Origin of the sequence: Pseudomonas sp. GL-B-26 (assembly GCF_019947405.1) — a bacterium.
Classification (GTDB): Bacteria; Pseudomonadota; Gammaproteobacteria; order Pseudomonadales; family Pseudomonadaceae; genus Aquipseudomonas.
This window is the reverse complement of record NZ_JAGYGJ010000031.1, coordinates 59,928-79,821: the sequence shown is the minus strand read 5'-3', so window position 1 is coordinate 79,821 and position 19,894 is coordinate 59,928. Positions and strand designations below refer to the sequence as shown.

General features: G+C 57.8%; 17 protein-coding genes, 1 other RNA gene and 2 pseudogenes. 8 read left to right on the top strand and 12 right to left on the bottom strand.

Annotated features, from left to right (window positions below):
* Positions 1-112: pseudogene (locus KGB23_RS20100) on the top strand (carbohydrate kinase); the annotation flags it as partial.
* A 226-nt stretch (positions 113-338) separates the two neighbouring features.
* Here KGB23_RS20100 and KGB23_RS20095 read toward each other — a convergent pair.
* The 9 genes and pseudogenes from KGB23_RS20095 to KGB23_RS20055 form a co-directional block, all read right to left on the bottom strand.
* Positions 339-656: pseudogene (locus tag KGB23_RS20095) on the bottom strand (tyrosine-type recombinase/integrase); the annotation flags it as partial.
* 370 nt (positions 657-1,026) lie between these two features.
* Positions 1,027-1,424: a transfer-messenger RNA gene (gene ssrA / locus KGB23_RS20090) on the bottom strand.
* Positions 1,425-1,519: 95 nt separating this feature from the next.
* On the bottom strand, positions 1,520-1,798 hold the full coding sequence (locus KGB23_RS20085) for a hypothetical protein (protein WP_223432320.1): 279 nt from the start codon (positions 1,796-1,798) through the stop codon (positions 1,520-1,522).
* A 324-nt stretch (positions 1,799-2,122) separates the two neighbouring features.
* Complete coding sequence (locus KGB23_RS20080; protein ID WP_223432319.1) at positions 2,123-2,395, bottom strand: hypothetical protein; 273 nt, start codon at positions 2,393-2,395, stop codon at positions 2,123-2,125.
* 98 nt (positions 2,396-2,493) lie between these two features.
* A complete protein-coding gene (locus KGB23_RS20075; protein ID WP_223432318.1) occupies positions 2,494-5,334 on the bottom strand; it encodes an FAD-binding and (Fe-S)-binding domain-containing protein in 2,841 nt (946 codons plus the stop codon).
* Positions 5,331-6,002 (bottom strand): lactate utilization protein C, encoded by a 672-nt coding sequence (locus tag KGB23_RS20070; RefSeq protein WP_223432317.1) that lies wholly within the window; start codon positions 6,000-6,002, stop codon positions 5,331-5,333. The genes KGB23_RS20075 and KGB23_RS20070 overlap by 4 nt, the downstream gene beginning before the upstream one ends.
* The gene (locus KGB23_RS20065; RefSeq protein ID WP_223432316.1) at positions 6,002-7,456 is read right to left on the bottom strand and encodes a LutB/LldF family L-lactate oxidation iron-sulfur protein; all 1,455 of its coding nucleotides are present in this window, start codon (positions 7,454-7,456) and stop codon (positions 6,002-6,004) included. The genes KGB23_RS20070 and KGB23_RS20065 overlap by 1 nt, the downstream gene beginning before the upstream one ends.
* On the bottom strand, positions 7,453-8,277 hold the full coding sequence (locus KGB23_RS20060; RefSeq protein ID WP_223432315.1) for a (Fe-S)-binding protein: 825 nt from the start codon (positions 8,275-8,277) through the stop codon (positions 7,453-7,455). The genes KGB23_RS20065 and KGB23_RS20060 overlap by 4 nt, the downstream gene beginning before the upstream one ends.
* 151 nt (positions 8,278-8,428) lie before the next feature.
* A complete protein-coding gene (locus KGB23_RS20055; RefSeq protein ID WP_223432314.1) occupies positions 8,429-10,120 on the bottom strand; it encodes a lactate permease LctP family transporter in 1,692 nt (563 codons plus the stop codon).
* Positions 10,121-10,382: 262 nt separating this feature from the next.
* On the opposite strand from KGB23_RS20055, the gene KGB23_RS20050 reads away from it, so the two are divergent.
* A complete protein-coding gene (locus tag KGB23_RS20050; RefSeq protein ID WP_008149047.1) occupies positions 10,383-11,150 on the top strand; it encodes a GntR family transcriptional regulator in 768 nt (255 codons plus the stop codon).
* A 138-nt stretch (positions 11,151-11,288) separates the two neighbouring features.
* On the opposite strand, the gene smpB is transcribed toward KGB23_RS20050, so the two are convergent.
* Positions 11,289-11,771 (bottom strand): SsrA-binding protein SmpB, encoded by a 483-nt coding sequence (gene smpB, locus KGB23_RS20045; RefSeq protein ID WP_008149046.1) that lies wholly within the window; start codon positions 11,769-11,771, stop codon positions 11,289-11,291.
* 118 nt (positions 11,772-11,889) lie between these two features.
* Here smpB and KGB23_RS20040 point away from each other — a divergent pair, with 118 nt between their 5' ends.
* From KGB23_RS20040 to KGB23_RS20030, 3 genes are read left to right on the top strand one after another with little or no spacing between them, the layout of a single operon-like run.
* A complete protein-coding gene (locus KGB23_RS20040) occupies positions 11,890-13,293 on the top strand; it encodes a sodium-dependent transporter (RefSeq protein WP_223432313.1) in 1,404 nt (467 codons plus the stop codon).
* A gap of 7 nt (positions 13,294-13,300) precedes the next feature.
* Positions 13,301-13,735, top strand: coding sequence for a type II toxin-antitoxin system RatA family toxin (locus KGB23_RS20035; protein ID WP_223432312.1), 435 nt, complete (start codon positions 13,301-13,303; stop codon positions 13,733-13,735).
* Positions 13,728-14,042, top strand: coding sequence for an RnfH family protein (locus KGB23_RS20030; protein ID WP_223432311.1), 315 nt, complete (start codon positions 13,728-13,730; stop codon positions 14,040-14,042). The genes KGB23_RS20035 and KGB23_RS20030 overlap by 8 nt, the downstream gene beginning before the upstream one ends.
* 61 nt (positions 14,043-14,103) lie before the next feature.
* Here the strand turns inward: KGB23_RS20030 and KGB23_RS20025 are convergent, their stop codons facing one another.
* Positions 14,104-14,631: an outer membrane protein assembly factor BamE gene (locus KGB23_RS20025; protein ID WP_223432310.1), complete on the bottom strand. Its 528-nt coding sequence runs from the start codon at positions 14,629-14,631 to the stop codon at positions 14,104-14,106.
* 97 nt (positions 14,632-14,728) lie between these two features.
* On the opposite strand from KGB23_RS20025, the gene fur reads away from it, so the two are divergent.
* The gene (gene fur, locus KGB23_RS20020) at positions 14,729-15,133 is read left to right on the top strand and encodes a ferric iron uptake transcriptional regulator (protein ID WP_003197684.1); all 405 of its coding nucleotides are present in this window, start codon (positions 14,729-14,731) and stop codon (positions 15,131-15,133) included.
* Between the two features lie 75 nt (positions 15,134-15,208).
* Here fur and recN read toward each other — a convergent pair whose 3' ends face one another.
* Positions 15,209-16,882 (bottom strand): DNA repair protein RecN, encoded by a 1,674-nt coding sequence (recN, locus tag KGB23_RS20015; RefSeq protein ID WP_223432309.1) that lies wholly within the window; start codon positions 16,880-16,882, stop codon positions 15,209-15,211.
* Positions 16,883-17,123: 241 nt separating this feature from the next.
* Here recN and grpE point away from each other — a divergent pair, with 241 nt between their 5' ends.
* Positions 17,124-17,690: a nucleotide exchange factor GrpE gene (gene grpE / locus KGB23_RS20010; RefSeq protein WP_033058135.1), complete on the top strand. Its 567-nt coding sequence runs from the start codon at positions 17,124-17,126 to the stop codon at positions 17,688-17,690.
* Positions 17,691-17,792: 102 nt separating this feature from the next.
* Positions 17,793-19,709: a molecular chaperone DnaK gene (gene dnaK, locus KGB23_RS20005; protein ID WP_008149038.1), complete on the top strand. Its 1,917-nt coding sequence runs from the start codon at positions 17,793-17,795 to the stop codon at positions 19,707-19,709.
* The last annotated feature ends 185 nt before the right edge of the window (positions 19,710-19,894 follow it).

The window sequence follows — 19,894 nt, the reverse complement described above, 5'->3', positions numbered from 1 at the left end:
GCGCCTGCGATTTTCAGCGGCTTGCGCATCCATATCTTGCCGGTATGCCGGAGCCCATGCTCCAGCGCTAACTGATGTGGAAGGTTTGCTTCAGCGGCTAACACGTACCTGACCATGGTTGTCGGCGCCGAGGAGTTGTCCAAGTAAAAAGACGCAACTCGTGGTTGTCTGATAGACCTTCTAAGCGTGAGCCCCTGAGTATGGGAATGCGGAGCCTTCCCATACTCAGGGGCTTGGCCGCAGAAGCGCAGGCATGCGAGAGATTTAGCGACAGTCGTTACTTCTGTCGCCCTGCTGCACGACACGGATTGTCGCCGGCGTCGCCAACCTTCGGATGCTCAGCGTATCGGCACGACGTTGCGGTCCCTGGTTTGATTGATGGCGGATGCCGATTGGCTGCCGGTGGCCGCCTTCTGGATATGTTCACTCCACCAAGCCATCATCGGACGCCGGCGTTCGATGTAATCCGCCCGGTTGCAGGCGCTTCGAACTTCGTCTTTATCGACATGCGCCAGCGCGACTTCGATTAGTTCCGGATCCCACCCATGCTCGTTCAGGATTGTGCTGGCCATGGAGCGCATGCCGTGGCTGACCAAGCGGTCCTGAAAGCCCATTCGTTTCAACGCCATGTTGGCGGTCTGGCTATTCGCGTGGGTGCCGAGTGCCATGTTGATTCGATTCTTGGTGACGGGATGCCGGTAGTTGAAATTCCACTGCATCGAGCGATTGACCCTGACTCGCAGCTGGAGCCGTCGCCATCGGTGAGGACGTAGTCCTTGTCTTTCGGTTTGATCGCCTTGAGCTAGCGGTCGGAGAGGCGGGTGGTTTGAGCGCACATGAGATGTACTCCATGACACTTTTTGGTATTCCAAAGATTAGCTTCGGGTAGCCGGGAATACCACCTGGGATACCAAGCTGTCTGGAACTCCAAAAACCTCGTTGGCCCCCAGAAGCGCTGGAAACCCTTGATTTCACTGGATTTCAGGCACAAAAAAAGACGTCCGTGGACGTCTTTAGATGTTGAAGTGGTGGAGCCGGGGGGATTTGAACCCCCGTCCGCCAGTACTCCGCTGTCGGTACTACATGCGTAGCCGTGTCTATTAAGTTAACCCTCAGCGACCCGACGGGCAGGGTGCTTTGGGCGAGTTGTGTAAGTTTTAGCCGCTTCGTCCACAACGTACTGCACGGCGATTCTGTTCTATATGACAATCACTTTGGGTTTACAGACATCCCCTGGTGATTGCTGGACCCGAAGGTACCAGAAGCTCAGGAGCTAAGGCTGCTTACGCAGCGAGAGCGAATTCCTGGCCGTAGTTTTCGTCATTGGCAACTATAAGTAGTTGCAACAGTGGATTTACGAGTTCTGTTACCAACTCGGCATGCACCTAAAGTTTCGCAACCGGCGTCGAATCCTAAACGGCCCCGAGCCTGTTGCTCTGTGAATCAAAGTGAGCAACAAGCCCGTGCAGTGTACGCCAACACGTCTCAGAAGGCCAACCCGAAGGTTGGCCACCGCGGATTATGGGTTGGCTTGGTTGCGCTGTTGGTCAGCGAGTGACAATCCCTGGGTGGCCTCGGTGACGCATTTTTTGTCGTCCCCGGAAGCTTGGGAAGCTTCGGCGCTGGACATCAGTCTTTTGATCTCCATTGCGGTGTTCCCGGAGCTCGCCGGCAGTGAAGTCACTTTGTTTTTGAGCTCTTGCAGCTTGCTCGTACAAAGGTTGTTGTCCGCAGCAAATACTGGAGAGGCCAACATTGCAGCAGAAATGAACAGACCAGCGAGTGCGGTACGTTTCATGGATATCTCCTTGAACTGATGGTCTCGGTGCTATATGAGCGGGCGGCTCGGCCGAGGTCGGAAAATAAGCCACGATTGATGGGGCCTATTTAAAAGACTACGGAGCGGCGCAGGAATTCGGTTTTAGCAGAAAGGTTATGAAAAAATTGTTTGATAAAAGCAATGGCATTAAAAGCGGGCGCAATCGGGTCTTTTCGCTGGTGGCCTCTTCCACATGACCAACCCCAGATGCAACAAAACCCGCAATTGGCGGGTTTTGGTTTGCTTCATATTGGGTGGCACCGGGGGCCACAAGCCCAACTCGAAGGTTGGCCTTGTGCTGGATTACTTCCCGCCTTTGTTCGCGTTCTTGATTTCCTGGATAGTTTGTTCGGTCTCGGCGATGCAATCATCCGTCCCTTCCTTGGTGCCTTTTGCCTGATCGGCTTTGGCTTGCTTGACGCTGTCCATTACCTGATCAGCCATCTCCGGAGGAGTCTGTGCCTTGGCATTTTCGATGGTTTTCAGGTTGACCGCACACAGGTCTTCGGCGGCAAACGAGGTGGACGCCATCAGCGAGACAGTAACGAACAGACCTAACAGTACAGAACGTTTCATGAGTATCTCCTTGAACTGAGGGTCCAGGCATCGCTGGCCATCAGGACGGGCTGCCGAGTTTGGGTCAAGCCCGGTAACCTCCGGGCTTGTTCTGTGGACTATGGCAGCGCATCAGGGTTCTGTTTTTCTTGCATAACCCTCGCCTGCGTTACCCGATCCACCAAATAGACTAGCCCGTGGTAATCAATTCCGCCGTGTTGCGTCAGACCTATTTCACACGTGCGGCTGGTAGAAATCCCCTCGCTACACTGCTGAACCGCGTCCTTGAGCGTGCGCAGCGAATGAGCATTCAACTCGGGCGTGGTAAAGCCCTTGTCGCCGGCAAACCCGCAGCAATGAATGCCTTCAGGAATAACCACGTTTTTGCTGCACTTGCGCGCCAGATCGATCAACGCCTGGCTTTCCCCAAGGTGCTGGGTGCTACAGGTGACGTGCACTGCGATTGGCGCTTCCTGCGGCGTGAAATCCAGACGATCCATCAGATGCGTACGAATGAAACGCACCGGGTCGTACAGGTCCAGACGCACATCGCCCAGGTCCTGGGCCAGACGCAAGGTGCAGGGGCTGGTGTCGCAATAGATCGGGTCGAGCCCGCCGCGACTGGCGTGCAGCAAGGCGCCGATCAGTTCCTGGCGCTTGTGTTCGGCCTGTTCGGCGTAGCCCTTGGAGGCGAACGGTTGTCCGCAGCAGAGGTTGTCCAGGTTGTCCGGGAAGACCACTTGGTAACCGGCTTTTTCCAGCAGCCCACGGGTTTTGTCGTACAGCGACATTTGCTCTTTATCACCCGCCGCCGGGCCCATTGCCCGCGACACGCAGGCCGCGAGGTACACCACTCGAGGGCGTTCGTCCGACACGGTCGGGCTGAAGCGAATGGCTTTTTCCGGTTGCGGCATGGCGTTTGTCCACTGCGGGACCTGACCTTTGGATAGGCGCGTCAACGTTGCCGAAAGCTTTGCCAGTCGTGGCGCCCCCAACAGCATTCGCGCACCGTTGGCTACGTGCAGGGTGAAACGTGCACCTTGCAGCGCAGTGGCGAAATTACCTTCCAGCCAATTGGCGGTTTTCGTATGAGTTGCCTTCCGGCTGCGGAGTTTTTTCACCAGCTCGCCGGTGTTGATTCCTACAGGGCAACGCTGCGCACAGAGGCCGGTGGCGGCGCAGGTGTCGATGCCTTGGTATTCGTAAGCGGCTTCGAGTTCGGTGGTGTCCACGCCTGCGCGTTTCTTTGCCTGAATGTCACGCCAGATCACGATGCGCTGGCGCGGGCTCAGGGTCAGGCCTTTTGATGGGCAGACCGGTTCGCAGAAGCCGCACTCGATGCACTTGTCCACAATCTCATCGGCGGCTGGCAACGGCTTCAGATGCTTGAGGTGGATCTGTGGATCCTCACTGAGCACCACGTCCGGGTTGAGAATGCCATTAGGGTCAAGCAGACGTTTAAGCTGCCACATCAACTGGTAGGCATCGCTGCCCCATTCCAGTTCGACAAAGGGGGCCATGTTGCGCCCGGTGCCGTGTTCGGCTTTCAGCGAACCGCCGAACTCCACCGCCACCAACTGCGCCACGTCGTCCATGAACGCCTGATAGCGTGCGACTTCTTCCGGGTTGTTGAAGCCTTGGGTGAAGACGAAGTGCAGATTGCCTTCCAGCGCGTGTCCGAAAAGGATCGCTTCGTCGTAGTGATGTTTGTCGAACAGTTCGATCAAGCGGTTTACACCGATGGCCAGTTGTTCCACCGGGAAGGTCACGTCTTCGATGATCACTGTGGTGCCGGTTTTGCGCACGGCGCCGACGGCGGGGAAGGTGTCCTTGCGGATCGCCCAGAGCCGGGCGTTTTCCACCGGGTCTTCGGAGAAGTCGACTTGTTTTTCCACCGGGAAAGAAGTCAACGACGCCATGATGTGCGCCAGTTGTTCCTGTAGCAAAGTGGACGATGCGGCGCGGGATTCGATCAGCAGCGCGCAGGCATTGTTCGACAGCCGTTGTACGAAAGCGGGCATACCGGGTTTGTCCTGCACCGAACGCAGACTGCGCCGGTCCAGCAGTTCCACGGCCGACACCGGTTGGCTTTTCAGCACGGTTACGGCGTTGCAGCAGGTCTCCACGTCCGGAAACACGATCAGCGCGGAGGCCTTGTTCGGATGATCGATCACCGTGTCGTAAGTCACCGCGCTGATGAAACCGAGGGTGCCTTCGGAGCCCACCAGCAAGTGGCTCAAGATGTCCACAGGCTCGTCGAAATCCACCAGCGCATTGAGTGACAGCCCGGTGGTATTTTTCAGACGGTATTTGTGGCGAATTCTCGCCGCCAATTCGGCATTGGCGCGGGTTTCGCGGCCCAACGTTGCCAGGCGTTCAAGCAGCATAGCGTGGCTCTCACGAAACGCCGCAACACTCGCCGCATCTTCGGTATCGAGACGGCTGCCGTCGGCCAGCACCAGACGAATGCCCGCCAACGTGTGATAAGTGTTTTGCGCCGTGCCGCAGCACATACCGCTGGCATTGTTGGCGACGATGCCACCAATCTTGCAGGCATTGATCGACGCCGGGTCCGGGCCGATCTTGCGTCCGAACGGCGCTAACCACGCGTTCGCCTGCGCGCCGATCACGCCCGGTTGCAGACGGATTTGCGTACCTTGCCCGCGAATCTCGCGACCGTTCCAGTTATCCCCCAGGACGATCAACACCGAATCGCTGATGGCCTGTCCGGACAGGCTGGTGCCGGCGGCGCGGAAGGTCACCGGGACTTTCTCCCGTTTCGCCAGTTTGAGCAGCGCAACCACTTCATCTTCGGACTCGACACGAATCACCAGTTTCGGAATCAGCCGGTAGAAACTGGCGTCGGTGCCGAAGGCCAGGGTCGACAGCGGATCGTCGAAACGTCGCTCCTGGGGAATCAGTTGCTGCGCATCTCGCAGGAAAGCCGCCGGTAGATTCATTGGTCCTCCAGGATCATGACCACGAGGTCTTTCGGACCGTGAGCGCCGTAGGCCAGAACTTGCTCGATGTCGGCGGTTTTCGACGGGCCGGACACCAGCAGGGCGTTGGTCGGCATGCCTTGGGCCCACTCGAATTCCTGCTGCACTTGATAGAAGTTGTCGCGGATTTCACTGGCCTTGAGCAGGGCGAAATGCACTGGCGGCACCAGGCTCATCAGTCGCGGTTCTTCCCGCGTCGGCCAGAGAATCAGACTACCTGTGGCGGCGATTGCACCGAGGGTGCCGGTCAGGCTGGCCGGCGTGTCGTTGAACAATTCGGTCTTCCATTCTTCAACCGGACGGTCGTAGGACTTGAGCGTTGGCAGATCAGGATTTTTCGCCCAGTGCTGAGTGACACGTTGACCGTGAGGTGTAGTCGGTGCGATCAACAGACTCGGCAACTGGCGGTCCCGCAACAACTGAGCAAGCAACGAAGGCCAACCTTCACCGGACGTCAGATGGATTTCGGTGTGCACCACTTCCATCAGTTTGCGCAGCTGTGGGATGCGTTGCTCGGCGGTGTATGTGTAGGGCGCTGTCACCAGTTCGACGTCAAAATCGTCAGGCACCGGCGTGGTGCCCGTCAGACTTTTGCGCAGTTTGGCGAGGATATTTTGCTTGGCGCTCATCAGCGATCTCCCTGTTTGGCCAGATGCTCGCGGGCCATGTCATGCAGTGAGCGGGCGGCGGGTTTCGGTGCGCTGTGGTTTTGCGTCCACGGGCCGACATTGCTCGGTGCCAGCGTGCGCAAGCGAGTGGCGAAGAAGCCGAACAGTCGATAAAGCGTGGGTGAACTGTTGAGCTTCGCCCAGGCATTCCAGATAAACCGCTCTTTGCGCGAGTACTTGCTGCCCTGGCCGCGCATCACTTGATGAGGGCTGTCCGGGGCTTTGACGTTCTCCTCTCGCAGGCGACGCAGCAGTGCCGGAATCGGAATTTTTACCGGACAGACTTCGCCGCAGGCGCCACACAGCGACGAGGCACTCGGGTGGTCCGGGACTTTCGCGAGACCGACCATGTGCGGGGTGATGATTTTTCCGATAGGCCCAGGGTAAACCTCCCCATAGGCGTGGCCGCCGATTCGGGTGTAGACCGGGCAATGATTCATACAGGCGCCGCAGCGGATGCAGTTCAGGGTCTGGCGTAATTCGCTGTCGGCGAAGGCCTGGCTGCGACCGTTGTCGAGCAATACCAGGTGCACTTCCTGAGGGCCGTCGAGTTCATGCTCCTTGCGTGGGCCGGAGATCATGTTGACGTAGGTGGTGATCGGCTGGCCGAGGGCTGAACGGGTCAGCAGTGACAGTAGCGGCACCACATCGCGCAGGTTTTCCACGACTTTTTCGATGCCGGTGACGGCGATGTGTACCGGTGGCACCGTGGTGGTCATGCGTCCGTTGCCTTCGTTTTCCACCAACAGCAAGGTGCCTGTTTCGGCCACGGCGAAGTTGACGCCGGAGACGCCGATGTCCGCTTCGAAGAATTTCTGCCGCAAGACTTTGCGACCGATCTGAATGAGTTGGTCAACGTCCTTGGTGTATTCCACGCCAAGTTTGTCGTGGAACAAGGACGCGACCTGACCGGCATTCTTGTGGATCGCCGGCATAATAATGTGTGAAGGCTTCTCGTGGTCGAGCTGGACGATGTACTCGCCCATGTCCGATTCCAGGCATTCAATGCCCTGTTCAGCGAGGAAGTGATTCATTTCCATCTCTTCGCTGACCATCGATTTGCCCTTGATCACTTGCCGCCCCTCGTGAGCGCGGATGATCGATAAGACGATGCCATTGGCCTCGTCCACCGTTTCCGCCCAGTGCACTGTCACACCGTTGCGGGTCAGGTTCTGTTCAAGCTGCTCGAGCAGGTCGGGCAACTTGGATAACGCACGGGCACGGACAGCATTGCCGAGCACTCGCAAATGTTCTCTTTCGTGGGCATCGCTGAAGGACGCTGCCCGTTTTGTCATCAGCGAATCCATCGCCGTGCGAAAGTTATTTCGCAGTTGCTTGTCACCCAACGCCTTGTGAGCCCGGGTGCGAAAATCTTCTTCCACGGCAACCGTAGGAATAATCGCGGAAGCGTTCATAGAACACCTCCGGTTCGCTGCCAAAGGAAGCTGGCCAGGTGTTGGCCGCGCAATGCTTCCTTCTGTTTCTCCAGCGAGCCGTTGATGTTCATCAGGCAACCGCAGTCGGCACTCAGTACCTTGTGCGCGCCGGATTCCTTCAACGACCGGGTCTTGTCAGCCACCATCGCGCCGGAAATGTCTGGCATACGGACGCTGAAAGTCCCACCGAAGCCACAGCATTCACTTTCATGGTTGTGGTCGACTCGCTCCACGTTACGGAGCTGCGCCAACAACTCGCGGCCATGCAAGTGGGTGTTCATCTCACGGCGTGCCGAGCACGACGTGTGCAACGCCACTTTGACTGGCTCGCCACTGTCCTTGAGCTGCACCTTGCAGACAAACAACAGAAACTCGGCCAGTTCATAAGTCCGGGCAGCCAGCGCCTGAACCTGTTTCAAGGTTTCCGGCTCGTCCTTGAACAAGTCGGCGTAATGTTCGCGCAACATCCCGGCGCACGATCCCGACGGCACCACCACCGGATAGTCCCCGGCAAACAGTGCCAGTTGCGAGCGTGCCACGGTCCTCGCCTGATCGGTGTAACCCGAGGTGTAGGCCGGTTGCCCGCAGCAGCTTTGCCCCTGCGGATACTCGACACGAATGCCTTCGCGTTCCAGCAAGTGAATCGCGTCCATCCCGGCTTCCGGGTAGAACAAATCCACCACGCAAGTTCCGAACAGGTAGACCCGTGACGGTTTCTCGCTGGGGTATTGCCGAGGCTCGGGCAGTGGCGGGGCGACGCGGGTCGCATTCGGCACAGCGTTGTAAAAAAGCTCGCTCATCAGGCGTGTCTCCGGGTGGTCCCGGTTATCCGTCTGTTATGGCTGCTGAATATAGAGAGGCAAGCTTTCAGCAGCCTTACAGACCGGGTTGTGAATAGCTGACGCCGGAGTCGTGGTCCGGCGTCGGTTTTTGCTTTTTATCGTGTAGTACTTAGTGCACCAGCATGCCGGTGAACCAGTAGGCCTGAGCCAGCGTGATCAGGCCGACGATCGTTGCAAAGAATAGGCTGTGCTTGAGGGTGAAACGGAACAGATCCGATTCCTTGCCCACCAGACCGGTCGCGGCGCAGGCGACGGCAATCGATTGTGGCGAGATCATCTTGCCGGTCACGCCACCGCTGGTGTTCGCCGCAACCAGCAACACATCGTTGACGCCGATCTGGTGCGCAGTGGTCGCTTGCAGCGAACTGAACAGGGCGTTGGACGAGGTATCGGAACCGGTCAGGAACACACCCAGCCAGCCGAGGAACGGCGAGAAGAACGGGAATGCTGCACCGGTGCCTGCCAGAACCAGCGCCATGGTCGAGGACATGCCCGAGTAGTTAGTGACGAAGGCAAAGGCGAGCACCATGCCGATGGACAGAATCGGCCAGCGCAGCTCGTAGAAGGTCTCTTTCAAAGTGGTCAGACCAGTTTTGACATTGGTCTTCAGTACCAGCATCGAGATCAGCGCGGAGAAGAAAATCGCCGTGCCGGTCGCGGAAATCGGGTCGAGTTTGAATACCGCCGGAATAGCGGTCGGTGCGGCCACGATCGGTGCGACCTTGATCACCATTTGGTCCAGGTGCGGGATCGCGAAGTTGAACACCCAGCTGTACATCGACCCGCCAGCGGCAAACATCGCCTTGAACGGTTTCAAAGTCCAGATAGTGACCAGCACGGTGAGGATCAGAAATGGTGACCAGGCTTTGAGAATTTCACCGAGGCTGTAGGGCGAAGCCACGGTGCTGCGCGGCTGACCGAAACCGCCGGCGCTGGACACCACGGAAGCCGAGACGGCACCGACGATGTGTGCGCCTGCGGCGCGTTTTGGCTGCCAGACTTTCAGGAACAGGGTTAGAGAAATCAGGCTGACCAGCGCCGAGGTGATGTCCGGCAGCTCCGGGCCAATGAAGTTCGAAGTGAAGTATTGGGTGACGGCAAAGCTCAAACCGGCCACCAGTGCGGCAGGCCAGGTTTCCCGCACGCCGCGCAGGCCATCCATCATGAACACCAGCCAGAACGGCACGAACACCGACAACAATGGCAGTTGCCGACCGGCCATGGCGCCAATCTTGAACGCGTCGATACCGGTGACTTGCCCGGCAACGATGATCGGAATCCCCAGGGCGCCGAAGGCAACCGGCGCGGTGTTGGCGATCAGGCACAGGCCCGCGGCGTACAACGGGTTGAAGCCCAGTCCTACCAACAGTGCGGCGGTAATCGCGACCGGCGCACCGAAACCGGCGGCACCTTCCAGGAAGGCGCCGAAGCAGAAGCCGATCAGCAGCACTTGCAGGCGCTGGTCGTCGGTGATCGACAGTACCGAGCTGCGGATCACTTCGAACTGACCACTCTTGACCGTCAATTTGTAGAGGAATACCGCCGCCACGATGATCCAGGCAATCGGCCACAGGCCGTAGGCGAAGCCATAGCCGGCGGCGGCGAAAGCCATGTCGACCGGCATCTGGAAGGCGAAGATCGCCACGGCAATGGACAAGGCCAGCGTGATGCTGCCGGCCACATGTCCTTTGAGTCGGAACACGGCCAATGCCAGGAAGAAAAACACGATGGGGATAACGGCCGCTAGCGCGGACACGCCGAGACTGCCGAGCGGAGAATAGAGCTGTTGCCAGGTTTGCATATGGGGTGGCCCCTAATTGTTGTTGGTCAGGCACTGGTCAGCGTTCTTGGATAATTGGTAATACCAATTTACAATCGCTGTTGGCTAGGGTAAAAGCCTTGTAGGCGGCGTGTCAATTTGCCGCCCTAAAACTTTTGTCGAATACGCGGTGCAGAAGTCATCTGGTCCGCTCGACCAAATGCCGTCTGGCAGGTGCTGACACAGCCCTGATAGGCCAGAATAGAGACCCCGGCGAGCCGTCGGGGTCGTGGAGAAATGAGTTATGGGGTTTGATCAGATTCGTCAGCGCCGTTTGTCTGACGATATTGTCGAGCAGCTCGAGGGGATGATTCTCGAGGGCACGCTGAAGGCGGGTGAGCGCTTGCCGGCCGAACGTGCGTTGGCCGAGCAGTTCGGCGTGTCACGCCCTTCGTTGCGCGAAGCGATTCAGAAACTGGCGGCCAAGGGCTTGCTGGTCAGTCGTCAGGGTGGCGGCAATTATGTGGTGGAGTCGCTGGGGTCAACCTTCAGCGATCCGCTGCTGCATCTGCTGGAAAGCAACCCTGAAGCGCAGCGCGATCTGCTGGAGTTTCGTCACACCCTGGAGGCCTCCTGCGCCTATTATGCCGCCATGCGTGCTACGGACGTTGATCGCGAGCGATTGACCGCGGCCTTCAACGAATTGCAGGACTGCTATACGCGTCACGACGAGGTAAGTCGGGCGGAAGAGGGGGCGGCGGATGCGAAATTCCATCTGGCGATTGCTGAGGCCAGTCACAACGCGGTGTTGCTGCACACCATTCGCGGGTTGTTCGATCTGCTCAAGCGTAACGTGGTGACTAACATCGGCGGTATGTACAAGCAGCGTACGGAAACCCGCGACATGCTTATCACGCAGCACCGGGAGTTGTACCTGGCGATCATTGAAGGAAGGGCCGAGCAGGCGCGGGAAGTCTCCAGTCGACACATTTTGTATGTGCAGGAAGTGCTGGAAGAAGTGCGTCAGGAAGTACAGCGCATGGCTCGGGCGGAGCGGCGCAAAGGAATGTAGAGATGACTGTGGCGAGGGAGCTTGTCGGATCGCCGCACCGTCCCGCTCGACTGCGCAGCAGTCGCCGGCAGTCTACAAGCGAGGGCTGTTTCGCACCCCGGCGGGAGCAGGCTCCCTCGCCACAATCAGGCCGAAAGATTAATCTTCCTTGCCCTTGTTGCGCACCGCACGCTGCAACTCGCGACCGGCGTCGCGTTCACGTTCGGTATCACGCTTGTCGTATTCCTTCTTGCCCTTGCCCAGAGCGATCTCGCACTTGACCATGTGCTTGCTCCAGTACCAGGACAGGCACACGCAGGCATAGCCTTTTTGCTGAACGGCCGTGGCCAGCTTCTCCAGCTCGCGCCGGTTGAGCAGCAATTTTCGGGTGCGGGTCGGATCAGCGATGACGTGGGTGCTGGCGGTCATCAGCGGCGTAATGTGGCTACCGAGCAACCAGGCTTCGCCATCCTTGAGCAGTACGTAACTGTCAACCAGTTGCAGCTTGCTTGCCCGCAGACTTTTTACTTCCCAGCCGGCCAGGACCAGACCAGCCTCGAACTTGTGCTCGATGAAGTAATCGTGTCGCGCCTTTTTGTTTTGCGCGATGGTCCCTGTTGGGTGTTTCTTCTGTTTAGCCATAGGGGCGGCATTATAGGGAGTTGCACGCGAGTCGGCTACGGTATCGCTACGTGCTTGAGCAGGTTGATTGAATCCCGGACAATGCGGCCTCTTTTTTGAACGCTTGGGCGTGATAACGATGTCGACAGACAAGGTTTCTGTCCACGGCAGTTGGGCTAGCCGCTGGGTCTTCATACTCGCCGCGACCGGTTCGGCCGTGGGCCTGGGTAGTATCTGGAAATTCCCGTACATGGTCGGCGTCTACGGCGGCGGCGCCTTCGTGCTGATGTTCCTGGCCTGTATCGCGCTGATCGGTGTGCCGGTCATGCTGGCCGAAACCCTGATCGGCCGCCGTGCACGGCAGAGCCCGGCCAACGCCCTGAAGGTATTGGCGCTGGAAGCCGGGCATTCGGGTAAATGGTCCTGGGGCGCATTCGCCGGGATGATCACGGCGTTGCTGATCTTGTCTTTCTATAGTGTGGTCGGCGGCTGGTCGCTGGATTACATCATCGACATGGGCCGTGGCGACTTCCAGGGAGTGACGGCTGATCAGGTCGGCGCGTACTTTGGCAACGTTATCTCCGACCCATGGCGCCTGACACTTTGGCACACGATTTTCATGCTGCTGTCGGCGGTGGTCATCGCCAAGGGCGTGGTCGCGGGCCTGGAGCGCAGCCTGCGGATCATGATGCCGCTGCTGTTCGTGATGGTGATTGTTCTGCTGGGCTACAGCATGACCACCGGCCATTTCATGGAAGGCGTGCATTTCATGTTCGACTTCCACCCGGAAAAAGTACTCGACGGCTTGCTGCCCGCCATGGGGCACGCGTTTTTTTCCCTGAGCGTGGGCGTCGGCTCGATCATGATCTACGGCGCCTATATGCCGAAGAATTCATCGATTTCCGGCACCATCGTCGGCGTGGCACTGCTCGATACCTTCGTTTCCCTGGTCGCTGGTCTGGCATTGTTTCCGATTGTGTTTGCCGCGGGCCTGAACCCGAGCGAAGGCCCTGGCCTGATGTTCGTAAGCCTGCCATTTGCCTTTGGTAACGTAGCGTTTGGCCAGTTGATGGGCGTAGTGTTCTTCGTGCTCGTAGCGATTGCAGCCTGGAGCTCGGCGATTTCCTTGCTTGAGCCGATGGTGGCTTACCTGGTTGAGCGCACGAAAGTCAGCCGCGCCTGGGTGACCTTTTGGCTGGCATTTATCTGCTGGTTTGTCGGTCTGGGCACAGTGTTTTCCTTCAATATCTGGAAGGAAGCCAAATTTTTCGTGAACGAAGGCGGAATGTTCCACCTCTATCAATGGGGTGCGGCCGGTGGCCTGGACTTCTTTGGTGTGATCGATTTCTTCACCTCGCGGATCATGTTGCCACTCGGTGGTTTGTGTTTCGTGGTGTTTGCAGGCTGGGTGATGGGGCGTGAAGCGGTACGCGACGAGCTGTCGATCCGCAACCCCGTATTGTTCGCCCTGTCCCTGTTCTTGATGCGCTATGTGGCGCCCATCGGCATTCTCGTAGTGTTTGCCGCCCAGCTGTGGAAGTGACGCTGACATGACGACACACATTCAACGTTCGGCCCTGCTGCCGTATCCGGCACAAGCGCTGTATGACCTGGTCAACGACGTGGCGCGTTACCCGGAGTTTCTGCCGTGGTGCTCATCGGCCGAAGTCCTGGAGAGTTCTCCTGAGCATATGCGCGCTAGCGTCGGCGTGGCCAAGGGCGGTCTCAGCCAGCATTTCGTAACGCGCAACACGCTGGTGCCTGGGCATTCGATCGAGATGAATCTCGAGGAAGGTCCGTTCAATCAACTGCATGGCGTCTGGGTGTTCAAGCCGTTGGGCGAGAAAGCCTGCAAGATCAGTCTGGACCTGTCGTTCGATTACGCCGGGCCGATTGTCCGCGCGACCCTGGGGCCGTTGTTCAATCAGGCGGTCAATACGCTGGTGGATGCTTTCTGCCAGCGCGCCAAGCAGATGCATGGTTGAGGCCGTGATCGACGTTGAGGTGGTGTATGCCGCCATTGATCGTCAGGTGCTTCTCTCGGTGACGGTTCCAGCTGGAGCGACAGTCCGGGCGGCTTTGCTGAAGTCAGGCATCGGCGAGGCGTTTTCCGAGCTGGATCTGGCCAGTTGCCCGGTGGGGATCTTCGGTAAAGTGATCGCTGATCCGGACAAGCATCCTGTCCAGGCTGGAGATCGCATCGAGATATACCGACCATTGCTGGCTGATCCGAAAGAAGTTCGTCGGTTGCGCGCAGCCAAGGCTGCTGAGGCCAAAAACCGGAATCAGTGATTCGCTCAAATGCTGGACAATAAAAAACCCGGACATGCCGGGTTTTTTATTGCGTCGCAAATTATTGCGGCGAGGTTTCCAGAGGTTCTGGAGTCGGGACTGGAACGGTTTCTACACCGTCGACGTCCTTCTGGATCTGGTCCAGCAACGAACCTGGCTTGACCGGTTTTTCTCGTTTCGGTTTCTCGGCGTTTTCTGCTGGCGCAGCAACTGTGGTGCCGCTGTCCTTGCCGAGAATGGCTTCGTCGCGGCTCACGCCTGGCATGAAATCACCAGAGAGGCTGACAAGCTGGTCATTTGGGTTGAAGATAACGCTAATGCGTTCCTGTTGGCGTTCGCCGCCACCCGGTTGCAGGCTGTACAGATAATCCCAGCGATCGGCATGGAACGTGTCGGTCAACAGAGGGTTGCCCATGATAAACCGTACTTGCTTGCGGGTCATTCCCGGGCGTAACTGGTCTATCATGTCCTGCGTGACGACATTGCCCTGCTGGATGTCGATTTTGTAAACCCCGGGGAATGAACAACCGGCGAGTGCGAGCAGTCCCACAAAGGTGAAACTGGTTAGCAAGAGCTTGGTGTTTTGCATCGGTGGGCGACTTCCACTATCTTGGCTGGGACAACGTAAACGCCGATCATACCCGCATTAAGAGAAGCTGCGAAGCAGCATCGCGAGAAAGCTGACCATGGTTGAAAATAGCGAACTACGCAAAGCCGGCCTCAAAGTGACCCTTCCACGGGTCAAAATTCTGCAAATGCTCGATTCCGCCGAGCAACGCCACATGAGTGCCGAGGATGTCTACAAGGCGCTGATGGAGGCTGGTGAGGACGTCGGTCTGGCCACGGTTTACCGTGTCCTGACCCAGTTCGAGGCAGCTGGCCTTGTGGTGCGGCACAACTTCGACGGGGGCCATGCGGTCTTCGAGCTGGACGACGGCAAGCATCACGACCACATGGTCAACGTCGAGACCAGTGAAGTGATCGAATTCTTCGACGAAGAAATCGAGCGACTGCAGAAGGCAATCGTCGACAAGTATGGCTTCGAGATGGTTGATCACAACCTTGTGCTGTACGTACGCAAGAAAAAGTAAGCATGTCGCGCGAACTTAAGGTTCGCGAAACGAGCGAAGGCGACCCCAGGGTCGCCTTCGTGCTTTCTGCCGATCTCAAATTTTTGCAGTAACGACCATTTTTTTTGCGTGAGCCAGAGATTCCTTGGTGAGGTCAATGCCTCCCAGCATCCGCGCCACTTCTTCGACACGATCGTTCTTGCTCAGCTTGGAGACGGCTGTGTGAGTGGCATCTTCGCCGCGCACTTTGTGTACGAATAGATGTTGATGTCCCTGCGCTGCTACTTGCGGCAAGTGAGTTACCGTCAATACCTGCCCGCGCTCCCCAAGTCGACGCAGCAATTGGCCTACGATTTCGGCAGTCGGGCCGCCGATGCCCACGTCCACTTCGTCGAACACCAGGGTCGGTACGCGGGAGGTCTGAGCGGTGATCACTTGAATCGCCAGGCTGATCCGTGACAGTTCGCCGCCGGATGCCACTTTTGCCAGGGCTTTCAGCGGTTGCCCTGGGTTGGCGCTCACGAGCAGTTCTACATGCTCAAGTCCATTCGGCAGGAGTTCATCGCTGCCGTTGGGGCGCAGTTCGATGGTGAAACGACCGCCGGGCATGCCCAGTCGCTGGATTTCCTGCTCCACGGCGCTGGCCAGGCTGTTCGACGCCTGATGGCGCAAATCGCTCAGCTCACGAGCCTTCTCTTGATAATGACGGGCATAGGAGGCTAGTTCATCGCTCAATCGCTCGATGGATTCGTCGTTGGCGTTCAGGGTTTCGATTTCATCCAGCAAGCGCTGCTGCATCTCGGCCACTTCGGTCGGCTGGATGCGGTGTTTGCGCGCCATGGTATAGATCGCATCAAGGCGCTCCTCCAGGTACTGAAGACGCGCTGGATCGGCATCGAAGTTATCAAGGAAGCGGTTCAGTTCTCCCACGGCTTCTTCGACCTGGATCTGTGCGCTGGTCAGCAGGCTGCTGGCTTCACCCAGGGCCCCAATCGAGTTGTTGACGCTCGAAAGGCGATTGAGGCTGGCGGTGAGGGCGTTTAGTACATTCCCGGAATCACTTTCGCTGCATTGCTCGACCACCTGCCGGCAAATGCCCAGCAGGGTTTCGGCGTTGGTCAGGTTCTTGTGTTCCTGTTCCAGCTGCTCCAGCTCGTTTTCGCCGAGGCCGAGGTTTTCCAGCTCTTCGAGTTGATAGCTGAGCAATTGATGGCGAGCGCGCTGCTCGTCGCCAGAATTGGAAAGGCGTTCCAGCTCCTGACGGGTCTGGCGCCAGCGTTGGGCGGCCAGGTGTACCTGACGGGCAAGGTCCGTCGCACCGGCGTACTCGTCGAGCAGCCGGCGGTGCGTGTCGGTCTTGAGCAGGGATTGATGTTCATGCTGGCTGTGGATATCGATCAGTAGCTCGCCCAGGGCTTTGAGATCGCTGAGGGGGCAGGGCGTGCCGTTGATGTAGCCACGCGAGCGCCCTTCGGCGGTGATCACCCGGCGCAGGATGCACGGGCCGTCGCTCTCCAGGTCACGCTCGGCCAGCCAGGCACTGGCTTCTGGAATTTCGACCAGATCGAAGGTTGCCAGGATATCGGCCTTGTCGGCGCCGGGACGGACCACGCCGCTGTCGGCGCGATCGCCCAGGGTCAGGCCGAGGGCGTCGAGCATGATCGACTTGCCGGCGCCGGTTTCCCCAGTGATCACGCTCATCCCGCGATCGAGTTCGAGATCGAGATGTTCAACGATGGCGTAGTTATGTACGGACAGGTGCACCAGCATAAAGGCCGCTCCCAGGCTTTAGGTCTGGTTATTTATACAGTGTTTTGTTTCCGGCTGACAATGCCCTCCCTTAGCTCGATTTGCTTGATCCGACGAAATCCTTAGTGCGCCTGGGAATGACAATGCAGCTGTTTTTTGTAGGGTTAATAAATCAGCGCCCCTTGAAGCTGAATTTTGCGGCCCCATATAGCTGGGCAGAAGCGTGAGTTGAGCTCGCGGACGATATTGAAAGGAGAAATCTATGGCTGACGAACAGACAGTGGATACGCAAAATCTAGACGCCGATCAGGCTGCCCAGGATTCGGGTGATGAACTGGCGGCTCGTGTTCAAGTGCTCGAAGAGCAATTGGCTGGCGCTCATGATCAGGCTTTGCGTGTAGCGGCTGATCTGCAGAACGTCCGCCGTCGCGCCGAGCAGGATGTAGAAAAGGCTCACAAGTTCGCACTGGAGAAATTCGCCGGTGACTTGTTGCCGATCATCGACAGCCTGGAGCGTGGTCTGGAGTTGTCCAGTCCGGATGACGAAAGCATTCGTCCAATGCGCGAAGGCATCGAGCTGACCCTGAAAATGTTCCAGGACACCCTGAAGCGTTATCAGCTGGAAGCGATCGATCCGCATGGCGAACCGTTCAACGCCGTTCAGCATCAGGCAATGGCCATGCAGGAAAGCGCCGACGTCGAGCCGAACAGCGTGCTCAAAGTGTTCCAGAAGGGCTATCAGCTCAATGGTCGCCTGCTGCGCCCGGCCATGGTCGTGGTCAGCAAGGCTCCGGCGCCGGTTTCGCCTTCGATTGACGAGCAGGCTTGAAATTAGCCGCAAGGCCCCCATTTAGAAGTCAAGCGTTTAAGTGCTACCGCAGTTAGCCACCACTGCTGCGGCAACCAAATCCAAAGTTTCGGGAGAGTGAACATGGGCAAAATTATCGGTATCGACCTGGGGACTACCAACTCCTGCGTCTCCGTGCTTGAAAACGGCGTAGCCAAAGTTATTGAAAACGCTGAAGGCACGCGTACCACGCCGTCGATCATCGCTTACGCCAACGACGGTGAAATCCTCGTTGGTCAATCGGCCAAGCGTCAGGCTGTGACCAATCCGCACAACACCCTGTATGCGGTGAAGCGTCTGATCGGTCGTAAGTTCGACGAAGAAGTCGTACAGAAAGACATCAAGATGGTCCCGTACAAAATCGCCAAGGCTGATAACGGCGACGCGTGGGTTGAAGTGAACGGCCAGAAAATGTCGCCGCCACAAATCTCGGCTGAAATTCTGAAGAAAATGAAGAAGACCGCCGAAGACTACCTCGGCGAGCCAGTGACCGAAGCGGTGATCACCGTTCCGGCCTACTTCAACGACAGCCAGCGTCAAGCCACCAAAGACGCCGGCCGCATCGCGGGCCTGGACGTAAAACGTATCATCAACGAACCAACCGCAGCTGCTCTGGCTTACGGTATGGACAAGGCGAAGGGCGATCACACCGTGATCGTTTACGACTTGGGCGGCGGTACTTTCGACGTTTCCGTGATCGAAATCGCTGAAGTCGATGGTGAGCACCAGTTCGAAGTACTGGCCACCAACGGTGACACGTTCCTGGGCGGTGAAGACTTTGACATTCGTCTGATCGACTACCTCGTTGACGAATTCAAGAAAGAAAGCGGCATGAACCTTAAAGGTGACCCGCTGGCCATGCAGCGCCTGAAAGAAGCCGCTGAAAAAGCCAAGATCGAACTGTCTTCGAGCAATTCGACCGATGTGAACCTGCCGTACATCACTGCGGATGCCACCGGTCCTAAGCACTTGAACGTGAAAATCTCCCGCGCCAAGCTCGAAGCGCTGGTAGAAGACCTGGTTCAACGCACCATCGAACCTTGCCGCATCGCTCTGAAAGACTCTGGCATCGACATTGGCGCCATCAACGACGTGATCCTGGTCGGCGGCCAGACCCGTATGCCACTGGTTCAGAAGCTGGTGACCGAGTTCTTCGGTAAAGAAGCACGTAAAGACGTGAACCCGGACGAAGCGGTTGCCATGGGTGCTGCTATCCAGGGCGCAGTATTGGCCGGTGACGTGAAAGACGTTCTGCTGCTGGACGTTAGCCCGCTGACTCTGGGCATCGAAACCATGGGCGGCGTGATGACTGCGCTGATCGAGAAAAACACCACGATTCCTACCAAGAAATCGCAAGTGTTCTCGACTGCCGACGACAACCAGGGCGCTGTGACTATTCACGTGCTGCAAGGTGAGCGTAAGCAAGCCGCTCAGAACAAGTCTTTGGGCAAGTTCGACCTGGCCGAGATTCCACCAGCACCACGTGGCGTGCCACAAATTGAAGTGACCTTCGACATCGACGCCAACGGCATTCTGCACGTAGGCGCCAAAGACAAGGCTACCGGCAAGACTCAGTCGATCGTGATCAAGGCCAACTCCGGTCTGTCCGAGGAAGAGATTCAGCAGATGATTCGCGATGCTGAAGCCAACGTCGACGCAGATCGCCAGTTCGAAGAGCTGGCAACCGCTCGCAACCAGGGCGATGCGCTGGTTCACTCGACTCGCAAAATGGTCGCAGACGCTGGCGATAAAGTGACTGCTGAAGAGAAGACTGCAATCGAAGCTGCTGTTGTTGCGCTGGAAGCCGCTGTCAAAGGCGACGACAAGGCTGCGATCGAAGCCAAGGTTGAAGAGCTGTCGAAAGTCTCCGCTCCAGTAGCGCAGAAGATGTACGCCGAGCAGGCTCAACCTGCTGAAGGTGCTGCACCGCAAGGCGAATCGGCTGAGAAGGCTGACGACGTCGTCGACGCTGAGTTCGAAGAAGTCAAAGACCACAAGTAAGTTGTTGGTCGGCCGGTTGACTGCCTTCAGGCAGTGACTGGTAGGATGTCGCCGCGCGGGGGCTTGCTCCCGCGTTGGCGTGTCTGGAGTTAGCGAATTTTTACAGCATGCGACAAGGCTCGTGTGTTGGCGGTATGGCCGGGAATGCTCCTGCTTTTCGAGCCGAAAGTACCGCATCGAATCAA